Origin of the sequence: Aliirhizobium wenxiniae, from assembly GCF_014201355.1 — a bacterium.
GTDB classification, from domain to species: domain Bacteria; phylum Pseudomonadota; class Alphaproteobacteria; order Rhizobiales; family Rhizobiaceae; genus Neorhizobium; species Neorhizobium wenxiniae.
The window spans coordinates 46,422-72,685 of sequence record NZ_JACHEG010000005.1; the positions used below are offsets into that span (position 1 = coordinate 46,422).

18 protein-coding genes are annotated in these 26,264 nt (G+C 60.4%); 5 read left to right on the forward strand and 13 right to left on the reverse strand.

Annotated features, from left to right (window positions below; genetic code table 11):
- Positions 1 to 4: 4 nt before the first annotated feature.
- The 7 genes from HNQ72_RS19750 to HNQ72_RS19780 are packed head-to-tail and all read right to left on the reverse strand — an operon-like array spanning position 5 to position 6,495.
- On the reverse strand, positions 5 to 400 hold the full coding sequence (locus HNQ72_RS19750; RefSeq protein WP_183994537.1) for a RidA family protein: 396 nt from the start codon (positions 398 to 400) through the stop codon (positions 5 to 7).
- Entirely contained in the window at positions 378 to 809 is a 432-nt protein-coding gene (locus tag HNQ72_RS19755) for an acyl-CoA thioesterase (protein WP_183994539.1), read from the reverse strand. The genes HNQ72_RS19750 and HNQ72_RS19755 overlap by 23 nt, the downstream gene beginning before the upstream one ends.
- Before the next feature lie 2 nt (positions 810 to 811).
- Entirely contained in the window at positions 812 to 1,987 is a 1,176-nt protein-coding gene (locus tag HNQ72_RS19760; RefSeq protein WP_183994541.1) for an acyl-CoA dehydrogenase family protein, read from the reverse strand.
- Positions 1,987 to 2,817, reverse strand: coding sequence for an enoyl-CoA hydratase family protein (locus HNQ72_RS19765; protein ID WP_183994543.1), 831 nt, complete (start codon positions 2,815 to 2,817; stop codon positions 1,987 to 1,989). The genes HNQ72_RS19760 and HNQ72_RS19765 overlap by 1 nt, the downstream gene beginning before the upstream one ends.
- 42 nt (positions 2,818 to 2,859) lie before the next feature.
- Positions 2,860 to 3,306, reverse strand: a complete 447-nt coding sequence (locus HNQ72_RS19770) for a cupin domain-containing protein (RefSeq protein ID WP_183994545.1) — start codon at positions 3,304 to 3,306, stop codon at positions 2,860 to 2,862.
- 42 nt (positions 3,307 to 3,348) lie between these two features.
- Entirely contained in the window at positions 3,349 to 4,143 is a 795-nt protein-coding gene (locus HNQ72_RS19775) for an SDR family NAD(P)-dependent oxidoreductase (protein WP_183994547.1), read from the reverse strand.
- Between the two features lie 9 nt (positions 4,144 to 4,152).
- On the reverse strand, positions 4,153 to 6,495 hold the full coding sequence (locus HNQ72_RS19780) for a bifunctional salicylyl-CoA 5-hydroxylase/oxidoreductase (RefSeq protein WP_183994550.1): 2,343 nt from the start codon (positions 6,493 to 6,495) through the stop codon (positions 4,153 to 4,155).
- 200 nt (positions 6,496 to 6,695) lie between these two features.
- Here HNQ72_RS19780 and mprF point away from each other — a divergent pair, with 200 nt between their 5' ends.
- The 3 genes from mprF (at position 6,696) to HNQ72_RS19795 (ending at position 11,687) form a co-directional block, all read left to right on the forward strand.
- Entirely contained in the window at positions 6,696 to 9,272 is a 2,577-nt protein-coding gene (gene mprF, locus HNQ72_RS19785) for a bifunctional lysylphosphatidylglycerol flippase/synthetase MprF (RefSeq protein ID WP_183994552.1), read from the forward strand.
- A 50-nt stretch (positions 9,273 to 9,322) separates the two neighbouring features.
- Positions 9,323 to 10,720: a virulence factor family protein gene (locus HNQ72_RS19790; protein WP_183995036.1), complete on the forward strand. Its 1,398-nt coding sequence runs from the start codon at positions 9,323 to 9,325 to the stop codon at positions 10,718 to 10,720.
- Positions 10,721 to 11,033: 313 nt separating this feature from the next.
- Entirely contained in the window at positions 11,034 to 11,687 is a 654-nt protein-coding gene (locus tag HNQ72_RS19795; protein ID WP_183994554.1) for a TerC family protein, read from the forward strand.
- A 77-nt stretch (positions 11,688 to 11,764) separates the two neighbouring features.
- Here HNQ72_RS19795 and HNQ72_RS19800 read toward each other — a convergent pair whose 3' ends face one another.
- Positions 11,765 to 12,688, reverse strand: a complete 924-nt coding sequence (locus HNQ72_RS19800; RefSeq protein ID WP_183994556.1) for a methylenetetrahydrofolate reductase — start codon at positions 12,686 to 12,688, stop codon at positions 11,765 to 11,767.
- 214 nt (positions 12,689 to 12,902) lie between these two features.
- Here HNQ72_RS19800 and HNQ72_RS19805 point away from each other — a divergent pair, with 214 nt between their 5' ends.
- Entirely contained in the window at positions 12,903 to 18,356 is a 5,454-nt protein-coding gene (locus tag HNQ72_RS19805) for an alpha-2-macroglobulin family protein (protein WP_183994558.1), read from the forward strand.
- 15 nt (positions 18,357 to 18,371) lie between these two features.
- Complete coding sequence (pbpC, locus tag HNQ72_RS19810) at positions 18,372 to 20,453, forward strand: penicillin-binding protein 1C (protein WP_183994560.1); 2,082 nt, start codon at positions 18,372 to 18,374, stop codon at positions 20,451 to 20,453.
- 54 nt (positions 20,454 to 20,507) lie between these two features.
- On the opposite strand, the gene HNQ72_RS19815 is transcribed toward pbpC, so the two are convergent.
- The 5 genes from HNQ72_RS19815 to HNQ72_RS19835 form a co-directional block, all read right to left on the reverse strand.
- The gene (locus tag HNQ72_RS19815; protein WP_183994562.1) at positions 20,508 to 21,362 is read right to left on the reverse strand and encodes a dipeptide ABC transporter ATP-binding protein; all 855 of its coding nucleotides are present in this window, start codon (positions 21,360 to 21,362) and stop codon (positions 20,508 to 20,510) included.
- Positions 21,359 to 22,222, reverse strand: coding sequence for an ABC transporter ATP-binding protein (locus tag HNQ72_RS19820; RefSeq protein WP_183994564.1), 864 nt, complete (start codon positions 22,220 to 22,222; stop codon positions 21,359 to 21,361). Before HNQ72_RS19820 ends, HNQ72_RS19815 begins: the two co-directional genes overlap by 4 nt.
- A gap of 2 nt (positions 22,223 to 22,224) precedes the next feature.
- Positions 22,225 to 23,145: an ABC transporter permease subunit gene (locus HNQ72_RS19825; protein ID WP_183994566.1), complete on the reverse strand. Its 921-nt coding sequence runs from the start codon at positions 23,143 to 23,145 to the stop codon at positions 22,225 to 22,227.
- 16 nt (positions 23,146 to 23,161) lie between these two features.
- Positions 23,162 to 24,166, reverse strand: a complete 1,005-nt coding sequence (locus HNQ72_RS19830) for an ABC transporter permease subunit (protein ID WP_183994568.1) — start codon at positions 24,164 to 24,166, stop codon at positions 23,162 to 23,164.
- 158 nt (positions 24,167 to 24,324) lie between these two features.
- Positions 24,325 to 25,923, reverse strand: a complete 1,599-nt coding sequence (locus tag HNQ72_RS19835; RefSeq protein ID WP_183994569.1) for an ABC transporter substrate-binding protein — start codon at positions 25,921 to 25,923, stop codon at positions 24,325 to 24,327.
- Positions 25,924 to 26,264 lie beyond the last annotated feature (341 nt).

Genomic DNA, 26,264 nt, shown 5'->3' on the forward strand with positions numbered 1-26,264 from the left:
GGCCTCACTCCGGAACGACGGCGGTCGCCTGGATCTCAATCTTGGCGCGATCTTCGATCAGCGCCACGACCTGCATGGCGGCCATGGCGGGGAAATGTTTGCCGATCACTTCGCGATAAGCCTGGCCGATGCCCTTCAGGTTGCCGAGATATTCGGCCTTGTCGGTGAAATACCAGGTCATGGTGGTGATGTGTTCCGGTCTTGCGCCACCTGCGGCCAGCACTGCCACGATGTTTTCCAGCGTCTGTTTCACCTGGCCGACGAAATCGTCGGTTTCGAACTGGCATTGAGCATTCCAGCCGATCTGCCCGCCGACGAAGATCTGGCGGCCGGTGGCGGATACGCCGTTGGCGTAACCGATCGGTTTGGCCCAGCCTTCAGGCTGCAGAATGGTGTGCATCTTCGTTCTCCAAATGCTGTGTCAGCGCGGCGCGCAGATCATCCGGCCAGGGGCAGGCCTTGTTGGTTTCGTGAGAGGTGAGGACGAGCCTTTGCCGGGCCGTCCAGAGCAGCCGGTCACCGGCCCGGACTTCGTGTTCGAGATCGAGCGAACTGTTCCCGAGCCTTGCGAGTTTGAGCGAAAAATCCATCCGGTCGCCGTGGAAACCGGGACTGTTAAAGGTGAGATCCAAGGTGACGGTCGGAAAACCGAGCTTTCGCTCGTTGATCATTTCGGGCCACGGGAATCCGAGGCTTTCGAAGAACTCTTCGTAAACCCCGACCAGAATGTGCAGATAGGACGGAAAATAAGCGATGCCGGAAGGGTCGCAGTCTCCGAAATTCAGCCGGCGTGTTGTCGTGTAGGCCATGGTCACGCCTTCAACAATTCGCGGGCGATGATGAGTTTTTGCACCTCGGTCGCGCCTTCATAGATGCGCAGCGCCCGGATTTCCCGATAGAGGCTTTCGGTGATCTCGCCGACGCGCACGCCGCGGCCACCGAACATCTGCACGGCGCGGTCGATCACCTTCTGGGCGTTTTCGGTGGCGACCATCTTTGCCATCGCCGCTTCCTTCGTGGTCGGCAGGCCCTGCACATCGCGACGCCAGGCGGCGCGGTAGGTCAGGAGTGATGCGGCATCGATCTCGGCAGCCATATCGCCCAAGGCGGCCTGGGTCAGTTGCAGGTCGGACAGCGTGTTGCCGAAGATTTTTCGCGATCTTGCATGGGCAATCGCCTCATCCAGCGCGCGTTTGGCAAAGCCTAGTGAGGCTGCGGCGACGGAGGCGCGAAAAATGTCGAGCGTGCGCATGGCGATCTTGAAGCCTTCGCCCGGAGTGCCGAGCAGGCGGGATGCCGGGATGCGGCAATTGTCGAAGCGGATCGTTGCCAAGGGATGCGGGGCAATCACGTCGATGCGCTCGGTGATGGAAAAGCCAGGATCGTCGGCAAAAACGACGAAAGCGGAAATACCGCGTGTGCCAGGGGCTTCGCCAGTGCGGGCAAAGACCGTGTAGACATCGGCGATGCCGCCGTTGGAGATCCAGGTCTTGTTCCCGTCCAGCACATAGTGCTCACCATCCCTACGGGCGGCACAGGCCATGGCGGCGACATCGGAGCCGGCGTCTTTTTCGGACAAGGCAAAGGCGGCTATCCATTCGCCGGATCGGGCTTTCGGCAGGACCGTGCGGCGTAGCTCTTCCGAACCGGAAAGACCGATCGCGCCGGTGCCGAGGCCCTGCATGGCGAAGGCGAAATCAGCCAGTCCGTCATGCCAGGCCAGCGTTTCGCGGGTCAGGCAGGCGGCACGGCTGTCGATCGGCTGTTCACCGCCAGCGCCGGTTGCTGCATCGAGCAGGCCCGCTTCGCCCAGTGATTTCACAAGCCTGCGGCAGGCCTTGTCGGTGTCGGCATGATCGATATCGGCAAGTGCGCCGGAGGTTGCAAAATCGTCGAGCTTTTCCGCAAGCGCCTTGTGGCTGCCGTCGAAGAAAGGCCAGTCGAGGAAATCGCGCGAGGGGCCTGTGAGCGCTGAAACGATCGCCATCAGTTGCCCTCGAAGACCGGCTTGCGCTTTTCAGCAAAAGCTTCGAAAGCCCGCCGGAAATCCTTGGTCGCCATGCAGATGGCCTGTGCCTGGGCTTCACTCTCGATCATCTCGTCGAGGCCCATGGCCCATTCCTGGTTCAGCATGGTTTTGGTCATCGTATGGGCGAACCACGGGCCATCGGCCAGCGAATGGGCGAGTTTCAGCGCTTCGGCTTCAAGGACGTCCGAAGCATGAAGGGCGTTGTAGAATCCCCAGGCATGCCCCTCGTCGGCGGTCATCGAGCGACCGGTGAACAGAAGCTCGGCCGCGCGGCCCTGGCCGATGATGCGTGGCAGGATCCCGCAGGCGCCCATATCGGCACCGGCGAGACCGACGCGGGTGAAGAGGAAGGCGGTTTTTGCTGCCGGTGTCGCAAGCCTCAAGTCGGAGGCCATGGCGAGGATCGCGCCGGCGCCGGCGCAGATGCCATCGACCGAGGCAACGATCGGCTGAGGGCATTTCTTCATCGCCTTGACCAGATCTCCGGTCATGCGGGTAAAGGCCAGAAGCTCGGGCATGGGCATTTTCGTCAGCGGCTCGATGATCTCGAACACGTCGCCGCCGGAAGAAAAATTGCCGCCGGCGCCGGTCAGGACGATGGCGCGGATATCGGACGCATAGGCAAGATCGCGGAAGAGATCGCGCAGTTCGGCGTAGCTTTCGAAGGTCAGCGGGTTCTTGCGCTCAGGCCGGTTCAGGCGGATCGTGCCAACGCGGCCGTTTTCACTCACCTCCCAAAGGAAATGTTTCGCCTGATAGTCGCGGAAGCCTTGCCTCACGTCGCTCATGTCTGTTTCCTTTCCGTTTTCGGCGGCTGGACTGTCGCGGTGTCAGTCGTTGGCGCCCGGCGGCAGGAAATCGACCTCATGCGCGGCAGAAACCTTCACGATTTCCTCCACATCGGTCATCTCGTGCAGTTCTTCGAAAAGCTCTTTGAGCCGGCGGGCCGGAGACACCCAGAAAAGCGCCCGGCATGGCTTGTCGGATTTGTTGAAATAGCCGTGCGGAATGCCGCGAGGCATACGCACCAAATCTCCAGCCTTCGCCTTGAGCCACTGGCCGTCCAGTTTCAGATCGAGCTCACCCTCCTGCACGAGGATGAACTCGTCCTGTGTCGGGTGGATATGGACCGGCACGAACTGCCCCGGCAGGCTGTTCGTCTCGAATGCGAACGTGTCGTCGCTGACGGCCTTGGGGAAATAGACCTGCCCCAGGATGTTCCAGGTGGTGCCGTCAAATCCGTGGCCGTTTTCGGTTATGCCCTTTTCCAGTTGCATATCGCTCTCCCAGGTTCTCTTCCCATGCGTCATGGCGGCCGATCAGCCGGCCAGGACTTCACCACCGGCAACCGCGATTGCCTGTCCATTGATCGATTGGGTGGCAGGCGAAGCCAGCCACAGAACGGTGTCTGCGACTTCCTCCGGCTGCACCAGCCGCCCTTGCGGATTGTGTTTGGTGAATTCCTTCAATGCGTCTTGCTGGCTGCGGCCGGTCTTTTCGACGATCGTTTCGACCGAGCGGGCGATTAGAGGTGTGTCGGTAAAGCCGGGGCAGACCGCATTCACCGTCACGCCGGTCTTTGCCAGTTCCAGCGCCAGAGCGCGGGTCAGGCCGACGACCCCGTGTTTCGCTGCCACATAGGCCGAGACATAGGCATAGCCTGTCAGGCCTGCGGTCGAGGCAATATTGATGATGCGGGCGCCCGAGCCATGTGTCTTCAGGTCCGGCAAGACGGCCTGAGTCACCTGAAAGACGCTGGTGAGATCCACGGCGATTACCCGGTTCCACAGGTCGAGCGAGGTCTTTTCAAATGGTGCGCTTGGGCCTTCGCCGGCATTGTTGACGAGGATCGTGACCGGGCCGAATTTTTCGCGCGCTTGCTTCAGTCCGGTTTCTATCGCGGCGGTGTCCGTCACGTCGAAACCCGAGACGACAGAGGTTTGGTCGGCTCCCAGTTCGGCGGAAAGTGCCTGTAGCGGTTCGCTCCGGCGCCCGGCCAGGGTCACGCTTGCGCCTGCCTCGACGAGAGACCTCGCGATAGCTGCGCCGATGCCCGAACCTGCGCCGGTGACGAGAGCGTGGTGGCCTGTAAGTTTGCCGGAAACCATGTTCATCCTGCCACCCTATCTCGCTGCGACCGAGGGGCCGACAGGTGGCGGCGCTGCTGCGGCGCGGGCAAGGCCAGTCTCATATTGCGTCTTGCCGGACAGGTACTGTTTCGGCCAGGCGATGTTCGTCAGGCCGATCTTTGCTGCCTCATGCAGGACCCAGGCCGGGTCGGCGAGATGAGGGCGGGCGACGGCGCAGAGATCGGCGCGGCCGGCGGCGATGATCGAATTTGCCTGATCCGCCTCGGAAATCGCGCCGACAGCGATGGTCGGGATGCCGATCTCGTTGCGGATCTTGTCGGAGAAAGGCGTCTGGAACAGGCGGCCATAGACCGGCTTTTCTTCCTTCGACACCTGACCGGAGGAGCAGTCGATCAGATCGGCGCCTGCATGCTTGAACATCCTTGCGAAAATTGCGGCATCTTCCGGCGTGTTGCCGCCCTCGGCCCAGTCGTGGCAGGAGAGGCGCACGGAGATCGGCTTGTCTTCCGGCCAGACCTCGCGGATCGCGGCAAAAACCTCCAGCGGATAATGGGCGCGATTTTCGTGGCTACCGCCATATTCATCGGTGCGGATGTTGGTGAGCGGTGAGAGGAAGCAGGACAGGAGATAACCGTGGGCGCAGTGAAGCTCGAGCCAGTCGGCGCCCGCCTCGGCGGCGTATCTTGCCGCGCGCACATGATCGGCCTTGACGCGATCCATGTCGGCCCGGTCCATCGCCTTCGGCATCTGGCTGTTTTTCAGATAGGGCAGGGCGGAGGCGGAAATCAGCGGCCATTCGCCGTCTTCCAGCGGCTGGTCGATACCTTCCCAGGCAAGCTTGGTCGCGCCTTTTCGTCCCGCATGACCAAGCTGGATGCCGACCTTGGCGTCCGAATTGGCATGCACGAAGGTGACGAAACGTTTCCAGCCCTTGGCCTGTTCGTCGTTCCAAAGGCCGAGGCAGCCGGGGGTGATGCGAGCATCAGGCGAAACGCAGGTCATCTCCGCAAAGACGAGGCCTGCGCCGCCGAGTGCGCGGGAACCGAGATGGACGAGGTGAAAATCGTCGAGCAGCCCGTCCTTTGCCGAATACATGGCCATGGGCGACATGACGATGCGGTTTTTGAGGTCGGTGCCGCGCAGCGAATAGGGGGTGAACATCGGCGGCAGGGTGCGGCCGTTGCCTTGCACCTCGATGCCGTTCTTTTCCGCAAACCAGCGCTCGTAACCTTCGAGCCAGACGGGATCGCGAAGACGCAGGTTTTCGTGGCTGATGCGCTGCGAGCGGGTCAGCATGGAATACATGAATTGCGGCGCCTCGAGCGTGTCGGCATAACGCTCGCCGACCACTTCGAACCATTCCATGGCGTTGCGAGCGGCATTCTGGATGCGGGCTACATCGATGCGGCGAATGTCCTCATAGGTTTTCAGAACCTGCGGGATTGCCTCTTTAGTGTGGCCGAGCCTGTTGAACTGGTTGGTCAGTTCGATCGCATCGTCGATCGCAAGCTTGGTGCCGGAACCGATTGCGAAATGGGCGGTATGGGCGGCATCCCCCATCAGCACGACATGGGAATTGCCGTTGAAATGGCTCCACTTGCCGCAGATCAGGCGGTTAAAATTCAGCCAGGCGGAACCGCGCAGGTGCCGGGCATTGGTCATCAGCTCTCCGCCTTCCAGCACTTCGGAGAACAGGTCCTGGCAGAAGTCGATCGAAGCCTGCTGGTCCATCTGGCCGAGGCCGTGCTTCTCGTAGGCCTCCTCGGTCGTCTCGACGATGAAGGTCGAGGTGTTTTCGTCGAACTTGTAGATATGCGCCTGGAACCAGCCGTGGTCCGTCCTGCGGAAATCGAAGGTGAAGGCATCGAAGAGCTTGTTGGTGCCGAGCCAGATATAGCGGTTCGGGCGCACGGCGAGATTCGGCTCGAAAACGTCAGGATAACGGTTGCGGATCTTCGAGTTGAAGCCATCGGAGGCGATAATCAGATCGGCATCGGGGTAGTCGGTGTCACCATTGCTATCGGTTTCGAATACCAGTTCGACGCCAAGCGCCTCGCAGCGACGCTGCAGGATGTTCAAGAGCTTCTTGCGGCCAATGCCGACGAAGCCGTGGCCGGACGTGCGCTGGCGGGTGCCCTTGAACAGCAGTTCGATATCGTCCCAGTGATTGAAGGCATCCTCGATTTCGGCAGCACTCTGCGGATCCCAGGCGCGCATCGACACCATGGTGGCATCGGAAAAGACCACGCCCCAGCCGAATGTGTCGTAAGGCCGGTTGCGCTCGACAACCGAAATCGAGTGCTCGGGATGAAACTTCTTCATCAGCAGGGCAAAGTACAGCCCTGCCGGGCCACCACCGATACATACGATGCGCATGCTGATCTCCCGGACGTTCCCGTGCATGATTATTTTAAGTTTAAACTATATGGGCCGCGCAGAATCCGTCAAGCGATATTAAGAAGCTTATGATAGGAGCGGTTGCGCAAAGCAGCGGATGACACACTTAAGCCGTGATCCGGTTGCTTTTCGCTTCGCGTTTTCAGATCTTACCGCTTGTCTCCGGGGCAAAGCAGACCATGGCTTCCAACAGTTCTAGCAGTCACGTCCGCGATTTTTTCCAGGCGCATCGCGGCTTGTTCGTTTCCTTCATCGTTCTTCTGGTCTTCGGTTTCACCGCGCTGGCTATTTACGAGCTGACAACAGAAGTCAGTTATGACGAGGTGATCGAGGCGCTTGTCTCGACTTCGTGGTCGTCGATCGCACTTGCCGTGTTCTTCACCGGCCTCAGCTTTGCAGCGCTGGTCGGATATGATCTCAATGCCCTGACCTATATCGGCCGTAAGCTGCCGCCGGTGCCGGTGGCGATGACGGCGTTCAGTGCCTATGCGGTCGGCAATACGGCCGGTTTCGGTGCGCTGAGCGGCGGTGCCATCCGGTTTCGCGGTTATTCTCGGCTAGGGCTTTCGCCCGAAGATATCGGCCGGGTCATCGCCTTCGTCACCTTCGCCTTCGGCATTGGCCTTCTGTCGGTCACGGCACTTGCCTGTCTGGTTACTGCCCCGCGGGTCGGCCAGATCATCGGCGTCAGCGATACGGCAATCCGCGTCATCGCCCTGGTCATCATCGTCGGCCTGAGCATACTGGTTTTCATCGGTCGTGACGGGCGCACAATCTCAATCGGAAAGGTGCATCTGAGGCTTCCCGACAGCCGCACCTCGTCCCAGCAATTTCTCGTCACCGCGCTCGATATCGCTGCATCCGCGTCCGTGCTTTACGTTCTTCTGCCTCAAACCAATATCGGCTGGCCGTCTTTTCTGGCGATTTACGCGACTGCCGTAGGTGCCGGCGTTCTCAGCCACGTTCCGGCGGGGCTGGGCGTTTTCGAAACGATTATCGTTGCCGCTCTCGGCAACACCGTCGATATCGATCAGGTTCTTGGCAGCCTCGTTCTCTACCGCGTCATCTATCACGTCCTGCCGCTGCTGATCGCGACGCTTTTCGTCATCTTTCTCGAAGCGAGGCAGTTGTCGAAACATCCGGTCGCTTCCACATTACGAAAGCTCGAGTTTCGGCTTGCGCCTCTCCTGCTTTCCGCCTTTGCGCTGATCGCTGGTGCGATGCTGGTTCTTTCGAGCGTCACGCCGACGCCGGATTCCAACCTCAATTTCCTTGGCAGCTACATGCCGCTGCCGTTGGTGGAAAGCGCGCATTTTCTCTCCAGTATTATCGGCATCTTGCTCTTCGTCAGCGCTCGCGGATTGGCGCAGAGGCTGGATGGCGCATGGTGGACGGCAGTTCTGTGCACAGCGCTCGGTCTTTTGTTCTCGCTGCTCAAGGCGCTCGCTCTTTTCGAAGCTGTGTTCCTGACGGTGCTACTGGCCGGGCTTTTGCTCAGCGCACGACAATTCAACCGCCCTGCCTCGATGCTGCGCCAGGCGCTGACACCGCCATGGATCGTGGCTATGCTGATCCTCGTCGCTGCTGCCACCACGATCCTGTTTTTTGTCTATCGCGAGGTCGATTACAGTCGCGATCTCTGGTGGCGGTTTGAATTCTCTGCCGAGGCACCGCGCGGTCTGCGCGCTATGCTCGGCATAGCCATCGTGGCTGCGGTTGTTTCGATCTTCAGTCTGTTACGGCCTGCCGTGAAGCGATCGGATCTGTCGACCGCGGAAGAACTGACGCAGGCGACAAATATCGCGATGGCCCAGGATTTCGCGGATGCCAATCTTGTTCGCATGGGTGACAAGCGCCTGATGTTTTCCACGAGCGGCAATGCGTTCATCATGTATGGCATCCAGGGCCGCTCTTGGATCGCGCTTTTTGATCCAATCGGTCCAAGCGACGAGATCGCCGAATTGGTCTGGCGTTTCGTCGAAGAGGCGAGAACCGGTGGCGGGCGTGCTGTCTTCTATCAGATTTCGCCTGATCTTCTCGCCTATTGCACAGATGCCGGTATGCGCGCCTTCAGGCTGGGCGAACTAGCCGTCGTAGATCTTGCCGGTTTCGAACTGAAGGGCAGCCGGCTTGCGGGTCTCAGGCAGGCGATCAACAAGGGTGTGCGCGAAGGGCTCGAATTCGAGATGCTGCCGCCGGATGAGGTTGCCAACCAACTCGAGGCGCTGCGTGCCGTATCCGACAGTTGGCTCGACGAACACAATACCCGCGAAAAGACATTTTCGCTCGGCGCTTTCCGCGATGACTACGTGCTGTCGCAACCGGTTGGCATTCTGCGCAAGGAGGGCCAGATCGTTGCGTTCGCAACGCTTGCCGTCACCGATACCAAGCAGGAAGGAACGGTCGACCTGATGCGATTTGCACCGGATGCGCCGAAAGGATCGATGGATTTTCTGTTCGTTCGGATCATGGAGCATCTTCGCGATGCCGGCTTTAAGGAATTCAATCTCGGCATGGCGCCGCTTTCCGGCATGGCGCAGCGCGAAGCGGCACCCGCCTGGGACCGGATCGGCAGCGTCATTTTCGAACACGGCGAGCGGTTCTATAACTTCAAGGGCCTGAAAGCCTTCAAATCAAAGTTTCACCCTCGCTGGGAACCGCGCTATCTTGCTGTTTCCGGCATCGGTCCGGCTGTCGCCATGATGGATGCGACGCTTCTGATCGGTGGCGGGTTGAGAGGAGTAGTGGGTAAATGAGAATGCGTCTTGCAACCCTGTTTACGCTTGGCCTGACAACGGCGCTGAGCATGGCGTTTGCGCCCCTGACGCATGCCCAGACACCAGCTCCCGTCCAGGCGCCCGCCCAATCTCCTACCCTGGCAGCGCCTCAGGCACAGGCCGAAAATCCTGTGGCCGATAAGGACTACCATACCGGGCTCATTCCCTCGCCGCATATCTATCTTCCGCAGGGACAGGATCTTATCGGCATGGTGTTCCTGATTTCCGATGCGAAAGGCTGGGGTGCTGCCGAGGAGGCACAGGCGAAGGATCTGGTCGAGAGCGGTGCTGCCGTCGTCGGCATCGATTTTCCCTCCTACATGAAATCGCTGGCGACGGACGACGGTGACTGCATCTACATGGTTTCCGATATCGAAGATCTCTCGCAGCAGGTACAGCGGCGGATGGCAAACCGCGAATACCGGCATCCTATTCTCGCCGGCGTGAAAGAAGGTGGCACGCTTGCGCTCGCGATGATCGCACAGAGCCCGTTTGCAACGATCGGCGGTGCGATCGCAGTTGATCCGGGCGAAATCGTGCCTTTGAAGAAGCAGCTCTGCACACCTGCCGACAAGCGCCCCACCGATACCGGGATCGTCTACGGACTGACTGACGGTGCATTGCCGGCTCCGGTGACTGTTGCTTTCACGCCGGAGGCGGATCCGGCCGGCAAGGCGCATGCGCTTACCCTGAAACAGGCCCATAGCGATATCGTGGTGAAGGAAACTTCCGATGACGCCGAGGATTATCTCGGCACGTGGCTGCAGAACCAGCTATCTTCCGGGAAATCCGAAGGCGCTCTCGACCTGCCGCTTTCCGTTCTGGAAGCGAAGCCGGCTATGGACACGATGGCGATCGTCTATTCCGGCGATGGCGGCTGGCGCGATCTCGACAGCGAGCTTGGGGAATATCTTCAGAGCCAAGGCGTTCCCGTCATCGGCGTCGACTCGCTGCGGTATTTCTGGGCGAAACGCACGCCACAGGAGACAGCAGACGATCTGAAGCGGATCATCGATACCTATACCGATCAATGGGGTGTCTCGAATGTCGTGTTGATTGGATATTCGTTCGGTGCGGATGTGATTCCCGCAGCCTACAATCTTCTCCCCAAGGCCGAAAAAAAACGGGTGAAGCAGCTTTCGCTGCTAGCGCTTTCGAAGGAAGTGGATTTCGAAATTTCCGTTACCGGCTGGCTCGGCATGGCCGGAGCAGGCGATGGCGGGACGACGGTCGACGATATCGCCAAGATCAAGAGCGGCCTTGTCCAGTGCATCTACGGCACCGAAGAAGACGATGACCCGTGCCCTTCGATGAAGGCATCCGGCGTGGAAACGGTGGCGATCGATGGCGGGCATCATTTCGACGAGGATTACCAGGCGCTCGGAAAACGTATCCTGGACAGCCTGCAGAAGCGGCTTCCGAAGTGAAAACGCATCGGCGGCGGGTGCGGTGCGAGCCGACAATTCTGCCGTTGCGGCAGCGGAGATCACGAGGATCTGACGGTTTCGTGAGTCGGCCACTTGAGTTTCAGTCAAGCCGGCGCTAAATCTTGGTCGACCAGGACCGGGCCCCTCTGGCAGTTCTTCCATGAACTGTGATGTCGGACTGGATTGTCCAATATCGGTGCCCGGTGTCGTGATGGTTTTTGGTCAGATGCAATGTGTGTCCTTGGGTTCATTGCCCGGAACGCGCCCCAAAGGTCGTCAGGACATGAGGCACCCCGTCTAAATAGGTTGTCTTATGATGGAATTTTTCACGCCGGAGGCCTTGTCCGCCCTCGCGCAAGTTATCATGATCGATCTGGTTCTGGCTGGTGACAATGCGATCGTCATCGGCCTTGCTGCGGCCGGTTTGCCGAAGGAACAACGTGCAAAGGCCATTCTGGTCGGCATCATTGCCGCTACGCTGCTGCGTATCGGGTTCGCCTTGGCAACGACGCAGTTGCTGCAGATCGTCGGCCTGCTGCTCGCCGGCGGCGTTCTGCTGCTGTGGGTCTGCTGGAAAATGTGGCGCGAACTGAGAACGCCTCATCAGCATGAAGACGAAGCCAATGAGGCTCTTGCCGACAGCGATTTGAATGCCGATGGTACGGTCGCTGGTGGTGCACCTCGCAAGACCTTTGCCCAGGCCGCCTGGCAGATCGTCATTGCCGACGTCTCCATGTCGCTCGATAACGTGCTGGCCGTTGCCGGTGCCGCGCACGAGCATCCGGAAGTGCTGATCTTCGGTCTTGTCCTGTCCATCGCATTGATGGGTATTGCCGCAAGCTTCATCGCCCGCCTGCTCAACAACCATCGCTGGATTGCCTATGTCGGTCTCGCTGTCATTCTCTACGTCGCGCTCGAAATGATCTGGCGCGGTACGAATGAGGTCCTGCCCTATATCTCGGGCTGATCGTTGTCTCTTCCACGATAAAAAAAACGGCGCGATCTTCGGATCGCGCCGTTTTCTTTTTAACGTCCGTTATCGAGCTATCGGCTCGCTACCTTGCCCTTGAGCACGCGCTCGTTCACCCAGTCGGCGCTTGCCCTGATGCCGCCGAGCGGGAAGACGTGGATCTCGTCGATCAGGCTTTGCGGATGGGTCGCCTTGTAATTGGCGATCTCGGTGAGGAATTCATCCGGTTCGTAAGGAACGAGCAGCTTGCTCAGATCCATGGCGCGGCGTTGCAGCACGCTCAGTGACGGGCCGACACCGCAGGAAATGGCGAGTTTGATCAGCGTCTGCAGCTTGGTCGGACCGGCAACGCCCAGATGGATCGGCAAGGTCACGCCCGCTTCGGCGATACGCTCGGTCCAGCGAATTATCGATCTGGCATCAAAGGCGAACTGGGTGACGATCGCCATTTCGGCATCGCTGTTTTCCGAATAGGCCTGCTTGAACTTCAAGGCCCGGTCGACGAGCCTTGTCGTGCCGTCCTTGTCGATATCCTTGTTGCCTTCCGGGTGGCCGGCGACATTCAGGCGCTTGAAGCCATAACGCCCAAACAGGCCGGTTTCGAGAAGCTGCAACGAACTTTCGAGTTCGCCTCTGGGGGAGGAGAGGCCACCCGCCAGAAGTAGAGCCTGGCTGACGCCTGCCTCGTTCACATAACGGCTGATCCAATCCTCCAGCATCGCCTTGTCGCGGATGAGGCGGGCCGGAACATGCGGCATCACCGCGTAACCGTCGTCGGTCAGGCGTTTTGCCGTGGCAACCATGTCCTCGATCGGCGTTCCGTCGATATGGGCGATATAGACACGCATGCCGGCCGGCAGGAACTCGCGAAAATTCTCGATCTTGGCCGCGGTGCGCGGCATGACCTCGATCGAATAACCGTCGAGGAGAGCGCCGAAGCTTGCGCGCTCCGTCTTCTCGTCCGCACGTCGGTTCTTGAATAGGTTCAGAATTGCCATATCGACTGCCTTCTACATCACAAGACTGTCTGTCTGCCACTGTCATCGACATGTGCAGACGGCATTTCTGGCACAGCTTTGTCTAGAGGAGTTTTCTTACTGCGCCACTTTCGGTTTGATTTCCTCCGTCAGCGAACGGGATGACTTCCGTTGACAAGTGGGTTCCCACATTGGACAACAGCGCATCCGACGGCTGCCACGGGGGGACTTATCGATGTCTAGGCGCGCGATCTTCGGCTTTTCAGCTTTGTTTTTTTCTTCACTCCTTCTGACCACGCCGCTTATCGCGGCGGAACGGCGGATCGAAACGACGGTAGATGGCGACTATACCGGCTTCGACCTCAGGACCGTGAAGAATGTCAGCCTGGACCAGTGCCAAGCCGCCTGCATCGGCGACAACCAGTGCCGCGCCTTCACTTATAATGTGAAAGCCAAGTGGTGCTTCCTCAAGTCCGATCATGGCCAGCTCAATACGTTTGCCGGTGCCGTTGCGGGCAAGATCGTCGAAGTGGCGGTCCAACCGGATATCGGTGCCCCGCCGCGACTGACCTTTCTGTCGGACGAACTGCTGCAGCAGGCTCGCGAGCAGAAGGATGGCCTGGTGCTCGGCGATAACCAGCAGGGTTACGGTATCGAGAACCTGAAAACCGTTGCGCAGTCCGAACTGCTTGCCGGCCGGGTCGATACGGCGATCTACAATTACAAGGGTGCGCTGTCACTTGCCCCGGATGACGGCGATCTGTGGATCGCGCTGGCGCGGGCCGCCGGCGTTGCCAAGAATAACGGGTCGGCCGATAGCGAAGGCACGCTTGCGGCGATCAACGGTTATCTGATGTCGCGCACGACGCAGGCCCGCGCCGATGCGCTTGCCGTGCTCGGTGCGGCACTCGCCAAGCAGCAGAATTACCGTCAGGCGCTCACCGCCTACAAGCAGAGCCTTGCTCTCGCCAGCGCCCGCACCGTTCAGGCCGCCTACAATGATCTTCGCGAGCGCCAGGGTTTTCGGATCACCGGCAATACGGTCGATGCCGATAGCGCCAATCCGCGCGCCTGCGTGCAGTTTTCCGAGCCGCTTGTGAAGGCAGGCGTCGATTATGCTCCTTTCGTCACACTCGACGGGCAGGCGCCGAAGGCGATGGAAGCCAAGGACAACCAGGTCTGCGTCGAGGGGCTAACCCACGGCCAGCGCTACAAGCTTTCGCTGCGCCGCGGCCTGCCGTCTTCGGTCGACGAGCCGCTTCCGGCCCAGGTCGATCTCGACATCTACGTCAAGGACCGCTCGCCGATGGTGCGGTTTACGGGCGACAGCTTTGTCCTGCCGTCCACCGCGCGTCGCGGCATTCCGATCGTTTCGGTCAATACCGAACGGGCGAACCTCAAACTCTACCGGATCGGCGACCGCAATATCGCGCCGTTGCTGACCAATTCGCAGTTCCTGACCCAGATGAGCGGCTATAGCGCCGACCGGATCGAGCAGGAAAACGGCGAACTGGTCTGGCAGGGCACGATCGATCTCGGCCAGGATATGAACAAGGACGTGACGACCAGTTTCCCGGTCGATGAGGCGCTGCGCGAGCGCAAGCCGGGTGTCTATGTGCTCACGGCATCTGCTGCCAATGCCGTCAATCAGGAATGGGACAACAAGGCGACCCAGTGGTTCGTCGTCTCCGATATCGGTCTCACCACCTATGCCGGCACGGACGGGCTGCATGTGTTTGCCCGGTCGCTTGGCTCGGCCAAACCGATCGCAGGTGTGGACCTGCAGCTTCTTGCCAAGAATAATGAGATCCTCGGTACGGCGAAGACGGATGCGGATGGCCGCGCCACCTTTACGGCCGGACTGATGCGCGGCACGGCGGCGATGGTGCCGGCGGTGCTGGCGGCGCAGAGTGAGGGCAAGGATTATGTCTTCCTCGACATGACCCGCGCAGGCTTTGATCTGTCCGACCGCGGTGTGACCGGACGTCCTGCTCCCGGCGCGATCGATCTTCTCTCCTGGACCGAACGCGGCATCTATCGCCCCGGCGAAACCGTGCATGCGAGCGCGCTTGCCCGTAATGTCGATGCAACCGCGATCGAGAACCTGCCGCTCACCTTCGTTTTCCTGCGCCCCGATGGCGTGGAAGACCGGCGAGTGGTGAAGAACGGCGATATCGGCGGCTACACGCTTGATCTGCCGTTGCAGGACACGTCTATGCGAGGCACCTGGACGATGCAGGTGTTTACTGATCCCAAAGGGTCTGCGATCGGCGAAAAGACCTTTCTAGTCGATGATTTCGTGCCGGATCGTATCGAATTCGACATGACGAGCGAAGCGAAGGAGATCGTTGTCGGTGAACCGGCCTCGGTGACCATCGATGGCCGTTATCTCTATGGCGCTCCTGCTGCCGACCTCGGTCTCGAAGGTGAGATCGCGCTCAAGCCGACACGCGAAAATGCAACCTTCCCCGGTTACCAGTTCGGCCTTGCCGACGAGGAGGAGACGGAAACCGTCCGTATTCCGCTCGATGCGCTGGATGATACGGACGAGGACGGCAAAGCTACATTCGATGCGGATGTCGCCGAACTGCCGTCAACGACCAAGCTCATCAATGCCGAGATTGTCGTCAGGATGCAGGAGACGGGTGGAAGGGCGATCGAGCGCAATCTGTCGCTGCCGGTGAAAGCTGATGGCCCGCGGATCGGCATCAAGCCGGAATTTTCCGGTGACCTGCCGGAAGGTGCAGTCGGCAATTTCAACGTCATCCTGGTCAACGAATCCGGTGCCAAACAGGCTTTGAAGGGGCTGCCGTGGAAGCTCGTCAAGGTCGAGCGGGATTACCAGTGGTATCGCGACGGCAATTCCTGGCGTTACGAGCCGATCACACGCACGCGTCAGGTTTCCAATGGAACGGTCGATGTGACGACGGATGGCGGGCGGGTTTCCGTTCCGGTCGAGTGGGGCCGTTATCGCCTTGAGGTCGAAACCGCCGATATCGGCGGCCCGGCTTCCAGCGTCGAATTCGATGCCGGCTGGTTCGTAACCGCCAGCTCGACCGAAACGCCGGATGCGCTGGAAGTGGCGCTCGACAAGCCGAGCTACAAGGTTGGTGATACCGCCAAGCTGAAAGTGTCGTCGCGTTATGCCGGCGAGCTGATGGTGATGGCGGGTTCCGAGGAGCTCATCTCTGTCGAGACCGCAAGCATTGCCGAAAATGGTGGCGAGGTCGAAATCCCGGTGACTGCTGATTGGGGTGCCGGCTCTTACGTTACCGCAACGCTCTATCGCCCCGGCGAAGCGCGTGAAAACCGCATGCCGATGCGGGCGATCGGCATCACGTGGCTGAAGGTCGATCCAGAAGCGCGTGATCTGGCGATCGCCATCGACGCTCCGGAAAAGACGCTGCCGCGTCAGCCGCTGGATATCTCGCTGCAGGTTGCCGGTGCAGGTGCCAACGAGGATGCCTATGTCACGGTCGCGGCTGTCGATGTCGGCATTCTCAATCTCACCCGTTACGAACCGCCTGCACCCGACGACTGGTATTTCGGCCAGCGCCGTCTGGGGCTGGAAATCCGCGATATCTATGGCCGTTTGATCGATGGTTCGCTCGGTGCGACCGGGCGTTTGAGGACGGGTGGTGACGGTGGCAGCATGGCGCTGCAGGCCAGCCCGCCGAAGGAAAAGCTGGTTGCCTTCTTCTCCGGTCCTGTGAAGCTGGACGGCGAGGGCAAGGCGAAAGTCTCCTTCGACATTCCGCAGTTCAACGGCACGGCACGGGTCATGGCCGTTGCCTGGTCGAAATCCGGCGTCGGGCACGGCGTGAAGGATGTCATCATCCGCGATCCGATCGTCATTACCTCCAGCCTGCCGCGTTTCCTCGCGCCGGGCGACGACAGCAATCTGAGGCTCGACATCGCCAATACGGATGGGCCTGCCGGTACCTACGACCTGACTGTCGAGACCAGCGATGCGGTGGCCATCGGCCAGAGCGCGGTGAAGCCCGTTGAGCTGACGGCAGGTGGCAAGACGAGTATCACGCTGCCTCTCGTCGGTATCGAGCCCGGCGACGGCACGGTGTCGATCAAGCTTGCCAATAGTGCCGGTCTCTCCGTCGATCAGGTTCTCCATATCCCTGTCCGTCCGGCCGCAATGCCGGTGACGGAGCGGCGGTTGGTCGAACTCAAACCGGGCGCAAGTGTTACCGTAGACGGTAATCTGCTTGCCGACAGCGTGTTGCAGGGGGCATCGGTCAGCGTCAATGTCAGCCGTTCCAATGCCTTCGATATTCCGGCGCTGCTGATGAGCCTCGACCGTTACCCCTATGGCTGTGCAGAGCAGACGACGAGCCGGGCGCTGCCGCTTCTCTATCTTAGCGAAATGGCGGTTCAGAATGGGCTGGCCGATGACGCCGAGGTGAAGAAGCGCGTACAGGATGCGATCTATCGCGTGCTGTCCTTCCAGGCTTCCGCCGGAAGCTTCGGCCTCTGGGGGCCGGATGGCGCTGGCAACGATCTCTGGCTCGATGCCTATGTGAGCGATTTCCTCTCGCGTGCCCGCGAACAGGGGTATGACGTGCCGGAACAGCCGCTCGTTCAGTCGCTGGAAAACCTGCAGAACACGCTCGCTTATACGACCAATGTACGCGATCAGGGCAACCAGATCGCCTATGCGCTCTATGTTCTCGCCCGCAATCGCAAGGCCGCGATCAGTGATCTGCGTTATTACGCCGATACCATGCTCTCCGATTTCCCGACGCCGCTTTCCAAGGCGCATATCGCGGCAGCGCTTTCGCTTTACGGCGATGGCCAGCGGTCACAGAGCATTTTCAACGATGCGCTGCAGATGTCGGAAAATGCGCAGGTCCACAAGGTAAGCCTTGCCCGTTCCGACTATGGTTCGTCACTGCGTGACGGGGCTGCGGTTCTGGCACTTGCTGCCGAAAGCCGTCCGGTGCCGCCGATCGTGCCGGCGCTGGCGGATGTCGTTGCCAAGGAATGGGCGCAGAAAAAATACACCAGCACCCAGGAACAGACCTGGATGCTGCTTGCCGCCCGCGCGTTGCAGAACGGCGATGACAGCCTGAAGCTCAACGTCAACGGTGCCGCCCATACCGGCACGCTGATGTCGCAGATGGCCGGTGATGTTCTGCTCGATCATCCGCTGACCATCCGCAATGACAGTGGCGACGCCTTGTCGGCCGCGATCACCACGGTTGCCGCACCGTCCACGCCGCTGCCGGCCGGAGGTGATGGGTTCGAGATTACCCGGACCTATTACACGATGGCCGGCGAGGAGGTCAGTGTCAGCGAGGCGAAGCAGAACGAACGGTATGTCGTGGTGCTCAATGTCACCGAAACCAATGACTGGCCGTCGCGTATCATCGTCACCGATCTTTTGCCGGCCGGTTTCGAGATCGACAATCCGTCGATCGTCAACAGCGCCAATCTTTCCAATTTCGACTGGATCGAGGAAGTGCAGGCGGCGCATACGGAATTCCGCAACGACCGCTTCGTCGCCGCCTTCGATCGCGTCCAGGGCGACAACCGGCAGATCACGCTGGCCTATGTCGTGCGGGCCGTGACGCCCGGCGTCTACGATCACCCGGCAGCGCAGGTGGACGACATGTATCGCCCGCAGTTCTCGGCTCGGACGGCAATGGGCAAGATGGAGGTCTTGGCGGCTCCGTAAGCGGCGTGAAGGACGATGAAAAAGCGTTGGAAATTCTCGATCGGTTTTGGTGCCTGCCTCCTTCTGGCTGCGGGTGCCTATGCCGGTCTGGACTGGGCCGATCGCGCCTATCCGCCACCGCTTGAGAATGCCACGGCTGTCTCCCGTGAAGTGCTGGATGCCGATGGCGAATTGCTGCGCGCTTTCGCCACGCCGCAAGGGCGCTGGCGGCTGAAGACGACGATCGAGGATGTCGATCCGCGTTTTCTCGCCATGCTGATCGGTTACGAGGACCGGCGTTTCTACGAACATGGCGGCATCGATCCATGGGCGATCGGCCGCGCGGCGTTCCAGCTTCTCAGCAATGGCCGGATCGTCTCCGGCGCCTCGACGCTTTCCATGCAGGTGGCGCGGTTGATCGAGCCACGAGAAACGCGGTCGTTTTCGGCAAAGCTCTTACAGCTTGCCCGCGCCATCCAGCTCGAGCGTCGGCTCGACAAGAAGGCCATCCTCGAACTCTATCTCACCCACGCGCCCTATGGCGGCAATCTGGAAGGGGTCAGGGCGGCAAGTCTCGCCTGGTTCGGCAAGGAGCCGAAACGGTTGACGGTGGCGGAGGCAGGGCTTCTGGTCGCCCTGCCACAATCGCCGGAAATGCGCCGGCCGGATCGCCATCCACAGGCGGCTCATGCCGCGCGCGAACGCGTGCTGACCCGTCCTGCGGTGACGGAGGTAACGGGCGAAGGCGAAGCGGAGCGGGCGTCCCTTGATGCGGTGCCGCGGCAAAGGCTGCAATTGCCCGCCTATGCCGCGCATCTTGCCGAAGCCGCCATCCGCAAGCAGCCGAAGGGCGAAGAATATCGTACGACGTTGAGGCGCGGCATCCAGAAGAAGCTGGAGGAGGTGGCTCGCGAGGCTTCCGCCAAGCTCGCCCCAAAAGTTTCACTTGCCATGGTGATGGCGGATGCAACGACCGGCGAAATCGTCGGTGAGGTAGGGTCGGCGGATTATTTCGATGCCGGGCGTTCCGGCTGGATCGACATGACGCGCGTCCTGCGCTCGCCGGGTTCGACGCTGAAACCTTTCATTTACGGGCTTGCCTTCGAACAGGGGCTGGTTTCCCAGGAAACCATGATCGAGGACCGGCCGGCGGATTTCTTCGGGTATCGGCCGAAGAATTTCGACATGACCTATCAAGGTGACGTGACGGTCAGGCAGGCGTTGCAACTGTCGCTCAACGTGCCGGCGGTGAGGCTGCTTGATGCGGTCGGGCCATCGCGACTGATGATCCGTTTTCGTCGTGCCGATGTGCGCCCCGTCTTGCCGCCGAGCGAGGCGCCAGGGTTGGCGATCGGGCTTGGCGGGGTCGGCATCACGCTCAAGGATCTGGTGCAGTCTTACGCAGCGCTAGCCAATGGCGGACAGCCGGTCCGGGTAGGCAATGGTATCGATGAGCAGCCTGCAGTGCTCGACAGCGAGGTGCTCCTGGAGCGGCAGGCGATCTGGAATGTCACCGATATTCTCTCCGACGTTCTGCCGCCGACCGGCAGCCGGAAACTCGGCATCGCCTACAAGACCGGTACCAGCTACGGTTATCGCGATGCGTGGTCGGTTGGTTATGACGGACGTTATGTGCTCGGTGTCTGGGTCGGACGGCCGGATAACGGCGCGGTGCCTGGTATTGCCGGTTACCAGACGGCGGCGCCGATCCTGTTCGAAGCCTTTTCGCGCTCCGGCGTGCCGTTCACGCCACATCCTGCGGCCCCGGCCGGTGCCGTGCGCCTCGCGCAATCCGATCTTCCGATCGCCCAGCGGCGGTTTGCCGTCACCGCAAGCGGGCTTATCCGCTCGTCGTCTCGCGAGACCGCGCCGCAGATAGTCTATCCGCCCGAAGGGGCGAAGGTCGATCTTGGAGCGTCATCCGGCGATATCTCGCCGCTTGTGCTGAAATTGCAGGGTGGCCGCCCGCCATTCCGCTGGCTTGCGAACGGCAAGCCGCTTGCCGATCTCTCACGCCGTCGGACGAATGAATGGCAACCGGAAGGGGCGGGGTTTTCGACGCTGACGGTGATCGACAGTGCGGGCAGGGCTGCGACGGTCAGGGTGTTCGTCGAATAAAAAGACCGGAAAGATTGCTCTCTCCGGTCCAATGTCTGGCAATGGCAGCAAGGCTCAAGCCGCAGAAGCGGCCTTCTTCGCTGCGATACGCGCGCGGATCGATTCCACGTCGGCCTTCGGCGTCGCCTTGAAAAGGGTCTGCGTATATTCGTGCTTCGGGTTGGAAAACACCTCGTCGCGCGTGCCGTATTCAACCGCCTCGCCGAAATACATCACCATCACCTCGTCGGCGATGTAGCGAACGACCGAAAGGTCATGGCTGATGAAGACGTAGGTGAGGTTGAACTCGTCCTGCAGGTCGGCGAGCAGGTTCAGAACCTGTGCCTGGACCGAAAGATCGAGTGCCGATACCGGCTCGTCGAGCACGAGCAGCTTCGGGTTCATCATCAGCGCGCGCGCAATGGCGATACGCTGGCGCTGACCGCCGGAGAACATGTGTGGGTAACGGTTATAGTGTTCCGGGCCGAGGCCGACCTTGATCAGCATTTCGGTGGCGCGATTGCGGCGCTCGGCAGCAGACAGATCGGTGTTGATCGCCAGCGGCTCACCGAGAACGTCGCCGATCTTCTGGCGCGGATTGAGCGAGCCATAGGGGTTCTGGAAGATGATCTGCACCTTCTGGCGCATTTCGGACGTCAGGTGGCCCGGACGGGTGTCCATCTTCTTGCCGTCGATGATCAGCTCACCGGATGTCGGTTCGTCGATGAAGGTGATCATGCGCGCCAGCGTGGACTTGCCACAGCCAGATTCGCCGACGATCGCCAGTGTCTTGCCGCGTTCCAGCTTGAAGGAAACGCCCTTCACCGCATGGAGCGTCTTCTTCGGCTTCATGAAGCCGCCCGGCAGTTCGTAGTCGCGTTTGATGTCGCGAACTTCGAGCATGGTGTCGATGGTCTTTGCGTCGCTCATGCCGATGCTCCTGCGGAAGGTGCCGGTTCCGGGTTGCCGTCGAAGAAGGCGGAAACCGTGGTCAGGCGGTCACCGGTGGCGTTTTCGGGCAGGGCTGCCAGAAGCGCCTTGGTGTAATTGCTCTTCGGGTTTTCGAACAGCGAAAGCACGTCGGCTTCCTCCATCTTGCGACCCTTGTACTGCACGACGACGCGATCGGCGGTTTCTGCCACGACGCCCATGTCATGGGTGATCATGATCAGGCCCATTCCGGTGCGGGCCTGCAGGTCCATGATGAGATCGAGGATCTGCTTCTGGATCGTCACGTCGAGCGCGGTGGTCGGTTCGTCGGCGATCAGGAGCTTGGGGTTGCAGGCGATCGCGATCGCGATCATCACGCGCTGGCACTGGCCGCCCGACATCTGATGCGGGAAGGCGTTCATGCGCTCGGCCGGGTTGGGCAGGCCGACCTGGGTGAACAGTTCGATGGCGCGGGCGCGGCGCTCCTTCTTGCCGAGGCCGAGATGGATACGCAGGACTTCCTCGATCTGGAAGCCGACCGTGAAGCACGGGTTGAGGCTGGCGATCGGCTCCTGGAAGATCATGGCGATATCCTTGCCGATCAGCTTGCGCCGCTCGGCGCCGCTGAGTGCCTGAATGTCCTTGCCTTCGAACAGCATGCGGTCGGCGGTGATCTTGGCGGTCCAGGGCAAAAGGCCCATGACGGCGAGCATCGAGACCGACTTGCCGGAGCCGGATTCGCCGACGATTGCCAAGACTTCAGCCTTGTCGACCGAGATCGAGACGCCGTCGACGGCGCGGAACCAGCCGTTGGCGGTTTCGAATTCGACGGTGAGATTGTCGATTTGCAGAAGCGACATGATCAGGACCTCTTCAGCTTCGGATCAAGCGCATCGCGCAGGCCGTCGCCCATCAGGTTGATGGCAAGAACGGTGATGAGGATTGCAAGGCCGGGGAAGGTGACGACCCACCAGGCGCGCAGGATGAATTCGCGGGCTTCGGCCAGCATCGTGCCCCATTCCGGTGTCGGCGGCTGGGCGCCCATGCCGAGGAAGCCGAGAGCGGCCGCATCGAGGATGGCGTTGGAGAAGGACAGCGTTGCCTGGACGATCAACGGCGCGGTGCAGTTCGGCAGAATGGTGCGGAACATCAGACGCAGCGGGCTTGCACCGGCAATACGGGCGGCGGTGACATAGTCGCGGGTCTTCTCGGCCATCACGGCGGCGCGGGTCAGGCGGACGAAATGCGGCTGCAGCGTCACGGCAATCGCGATCATGGCGCTGTTCAGGCCCGGACCGAGAATGGTGACGAGCACCAGCGCCAGCAGCAGCGAGGGAACGGCGAGGATCATGTCCATCAGGCGCATGATGATCGTGTCCAGCCAGCCGCGGTAATAACCGGCCAGAAGACCGACGATGATGCCGGAAATCAGCGACAGCGTCGTCACGACCAGACCGACGAACAGCGAGTACTGCGCGCCGTAGATCAGGCGCGAGAGGATGTCGCGGCCAACCGGATCGGTGCCGAGAATATAGTTGGCGGTTCCGCCCTCAGCCCATACCGGCGGCTTCAAGACCGCGTCGCGATACTGTTCGAACGGCGAATGGGGCGCGATCACCGGTGCCAGGATTGCAACCAGAACCAGAGCCAGGAAAACGAACAGGCCGATCACGGCGCCGCGGTTTTCGGAAAAATAGAACCAGAACTCCTTGAGCATCTGGCGTCGCATCTGGGCCGAGGAGACGGGCTCCGCGGCCTTTGGTGTAAGAGTGGCGTCAGCCATGGGATTTTGCTCCTTCTTAGTGGCGGATACGCGGATTGACGAGACCGTAGGTGAGATCGACGATCAGGTTGACCGTCATGATGATCGCAGCGATCAGCAGGAGGCCTCCCTGGATGACGGCGTAGTCACGACGGAAGACGCTATCGAGGATCCATTTGCCTATACCCGGCCAGGAGAAGATCGTTTCGGTCAGGATGGCACCGGCCAGCATGACGCCGACCTGCAGGCCGACCGTGGTGATGACCGGGATCATGGCATTGCGCAGCGCATGAATGCCGACGACGCGGAAGGGAGACAGGCCTTTTGCACGGGCGGTACGGACATAATCTTCCGACAGAACTTCCAGCATGGCCGAACGCGTCTGGCGGGCGATGACGGCGAGCGGAATGGTGGCGAGCACGATCGACGGCAGAACGAGGTGGCTGAGCGCGGAGGTGAACGCCCCCTTCTGGCCGGAAATCAGGCTGTCGATCAGCATGAAGCCGGTGACAGGCTTGAAATAGAACATCAGCGAGATGCGGCCCGATACCGGGAACCACTGCAGGATGCCCGAGAACAGGATGATCAGCAGCAGGCCCCACCAGAAGATCGGCATCGAATAGCCGACCAGTGCAACGCCCATCAGGCCCTGGTCGAAGACCGAGCCGCGCTTGATCGCGGCGATCACACCGGCGGGAATGCCCAGTGCAATCGCGATGATGATGGCACAGAAGGACAGTTCGATCGTTGCCGGGAACAGCGTCAGGAACTGATCCAGAACCGGCTTCTTCGAAACGATCGAGGTACCGAAATCACCCGTCAGCACGCCGCCGAGATAATCGAAATACTGGACCACCATCGGCCGGTCGAAACCGAGCTGGGCGGAAATCTGCGCGTGGCGCTCCGGAGACATGACGCGCTCACCCGAAAGGAGCGCAACCGGATCACCCGGCAGAAGCCGGATGAAGGAGAAGGCGATGATGGAGACCCCGATGAAGGTCGGGATCAGGACGGCGAGGCGCCGCAGAAGGAAGCCAAACATTTTAAGCCTTTGCGGAAAAGGGGCGGGCCGGATTCGGGCTTTTGTCAAGCCACAGACCCGGTCATATCGGCGTCACCGCCATATTTTTAGGCATCTCATAAGAAAATGCCGCGGGAAACGCAACGCGTCCCGCGGCAAAAAGTTGTGATGGCGCCTGATTACTCGGCGATATCGACAGCTTCGAAGGTGAAGTCGCCGAGCGGGCTCTGGGTGAAGCCGGTCACACCCTTGGCCATCGGGACGACGGCGAGCGAGTGGTCGATGGTTGCCCAGGGAGCATCCTTCTTGAAGATGACCTGTGCTTCTTCATAGAGCTTCGTACGTTCGGCCATGTCGGAGGTCGACTTTGCCTTCTTCACGAGGGCGTCGAATTCCTTGTTGCACCACTGCGCACGGTTGTTGCCGCCGACTGCGTCGCAGCCGAGCAGGGTGTCAAGGAAGTTGTCCGGGTCGCCGTTGTCGCCGGTCCAGCCCATGATGGCGGCGCCGTCACGGTTCTTGTCCTTGGAACGCTGCAGGTATTCTGCCCATTCGTAGGAAACGATTTCGACCTTGACGCCGATCTTGGCGTAATCGTCCTGGATGATTTCAGCGGCGCGACGTGCGTTGAGCATGTACGGACGCGAAACCGGCATTGCCCATACCTTCATCGACAGGTCCTTGACGCCGGCGTCAGCCAGCATCTTCTTGGCGGCGTCGAGGTCGTATGTGTCGTCCTTGATGTCGTTGTTGTAGGACCACATCGTCGGCGGGATCGGGTTGGTTGCCGGCGTTGCCATGCCCTGGAAGACTGCATCAACGATGGCCTTCTTGTTGATGGCCTTGTTGAGCGCCTTGCGGACTTCAACCTTGTCGAACGGAGCGATGGTCGTGTTGTAGGCGAGGTAGGCGATGTTGAGGCCTTCCTGCTCCATGACCTGCAGGTTCGAGTCGGACTTCATCGACTCGACGTCGGCAGCGTTCGGATACGGCATCAGGTGGCATTCGCCGGCCTTGAGCTTCTGGTAACGAACGGCAGCGTCGGTGGTGATTGCGAAGACGAGGTCGTCGATCTTCGGAGCGGTGCCCCAGAAGTCCGGGTTCTTCTTGTAGCGAACGATGGCGTCCTGCTGGTAGGCGACGAAGGTGAACGGACCAGTGCCGACCGGCTGCTGGTTCAGCTGTTCCTTGGTGCCGGCCTTGTCGAGGCTGTCAGCATATTCCTTCGACATGATCGAAGCGAACGGCATGGCAAGGTTGGCGAGGAACGGTGCTTCCGGGCGGGTGAGCGTGACCTTGACGGTCAGATCGTCAACCTTTTCGATCGACTTGATCAGCTTCGGGAAGCCCATGCCGTCGGCATATTCCCAGGTCGCGCCGTTGATGTACTTGTTCCAGGCGTTCTTTTCATCGATCTGGCGACCGATGGAGAAAACGACGTCATCAGCGTTCAGTTCGCGGGTCGGGGTGAAGTAGTCCGTGGTCTGGAACTTGACGCCCTTGCGCAGCTTGAAGGTGTAGACGGTGCCGTCAGCAGAAATTTCCCAGCTTTCTGCGAGGCCAGCTTCAGGCTGCGTGGTGCCCGGCTTGAACTCGAGAAGGCGGTTGTAGATCGGGTGAGCCGAGGCGTCGAAGGTCGTGCCGGCGGTGTAGAGGCCCGGATCGAAGCCTTCCGGAGAGCCTTCCGAGCAGAACACGAAGGTTTTGGCGCTTGCAGCGCCGGCAAAGAAGGTCGCCGACATAAGTGCTGCAGCTGCAAGAGTAAGCATGCGTTTCATTTAAAGTCTCCCTACCTGTGCCGGCTTTGCCAGCACGGTTAATTTCCCTGATTTACGATGCGTTTTGCCGCATCTTTTGGCCAAGTCCTGTGTTCGTCACCTCCTGACCGGCGAGCCCAACGCTTTGCCGGTCGAAATATATGTCCCCATCTCGGGTGAAACTGCAGGATCATGCGGGTCGTCATGTATTCGATGACAGAGGGAACAAATTTCCGCTTCAGACATCAAATTCAGAACGTCATGCTTAGCCTATGCCCATTCACTCCATATTTGTTTTGCGGTGAAGCATTACTCGCTCAGCGTGTCTGCTTCCCGTGGCGCGCGAGAATAGCGATTATCAC

What these genes read in the sequence shown, in the direction of transcription:
- HNQ72_RS19750 (WP_183994537.1), bottom strand. Translation starts at nt 400, where the DNA reads ATGCACACCATTCTGCAGCCTGAAGGCTGGGCCAAACCGATCGGTTAC.
- HNQ72_RS19755 (WP_183994539.1), bottom strand. Translation starts at nt 809, where the DNA reads ATGGCCTACACGACAACACGCCGGCTGAATTTCGGAGACTGCGACCCT.
- HNQ72_RS19760 (WP_183994541.1), bottom strand. Translation starts at nt 1,987, where the DNA reads ATGGCGATCGTTTCAGCGCTCACAGGCCCCTCGCGCGATTTCCTCGAC.
- HNQ72_RS19765 (WP_183994543.1), bottom strand. Translation starts at nt 2,817, where the DNA reads ATGAGCGACGTGAGGCAAGGCTTCCGCGACTATCAGGCGAAACATTTC.
- HNQ72_RS19770 (WP_183994545.1), bottom strand. Translation starts at nt 3,306, where the DNA reads ATGCAACTGGAAAAGGGCATAACCGAAAACGGCCACGGATTTGACGGC.
- HNQ72_RS19775 (WP_183994547.1), bottom strand. Translation starts at nt 4,143, where the DNA reads ATGAACATGGTTTCCGGCAAACTTACAGGCCACCACGCTCTCGTCACC.
- HNQ72_RS19780 (WP_183994550.1), bottom strand. Translation starts at nt 6,495, where the DNA reads ATGCGCATCGTATGTATCGGTGGTGGCCCGGCAGGGCTGTACTTTGCC.
- mprF (WP_183994552.1), top strand. Translation starts at nt 6,696, where the DNA reads ATGGCTTCCAACAGTTCTAGCAGTCACGTCCGCGATTTTTTCCAGGCG.
- HNQ72_RS19790 (WP_183995036.1), top strand. Translation starts at nt 9,323, where the DNA reads ATGGCGTTTGCGCCCCTGACGCATGCCCAGACACCAGCTCCCGTCCAG.
- HNQ72_RS19795 (WP_183994554.1), top strand. Translation starts at nt 11,034, where the DNA reads ATGATGGAATTTTTCACGCCGGAGGCCTTGTCCGCCCTCGCGCAAGTT.
- HNQ72_RS19800 (WP_183994556.1), bottom strand. Translation starts at nt 12,688, where the DNA reads ATGGCAATTCTGAACCTATTCAAGAACCGACGTGCGGACGAGAAGACG.
- HNQ72_RS19805 (WP_183994558.1), top strand. Translation starts at nt 12,903, where the DNA reads ATGTCTAGGCGCGCGATCTTCGGCTTTTCAGCTTTGTTTTTTTCTTCA.
- pbpC (WP_183994560.1), top strand. Translation starts at nt 18,372, where the DNA reads ATGAAAAAGCGTTGGAAATTCTCGATCGGTTTTGGTGCCTGCCTCCTT.
- HNQ72_RS19815 (WP_183994562.1), bottom strand. Translation starts at nt 21,362, where the DNA reads ATGAGCGACGCAAAGACCATCGACACCATGCTCGAAGTTCGCGACATC.
- HNQ72_RS19820 (WP_183994564.1), bottom strand. Translation starts at nt 22,222, where the DNA reads ATGTCGCTTCTGCAAATCGACAATCTCACCGTCGAATTCGAAACCGCC.
- HNQ72_RS19825 (WP_183994566.1), bottom strand. Translation starts at nt 23,145, where the DNA reads ATGGCTGACGCCACTCTTACACCAAAGGCCGCGGAGCCCGTCTCCTCG.
- HNQ72_RS19830 (WP_183994568.1), bottom strand. Translation starts at nt 24,166, where the DNA reads ATGTTTGGCTTCCTTCTGCGGCGCCTCGCCGTCCTGATCCCGACCTTC.
- HNQ72_RS19835 (WP_183994569.1), bottom strand. Translation starts at nt 25,923, where the DNA reads ATGAAACGCATGCTTACTCTTGCAGCTGCAGCACTTATGTCGGCGACC.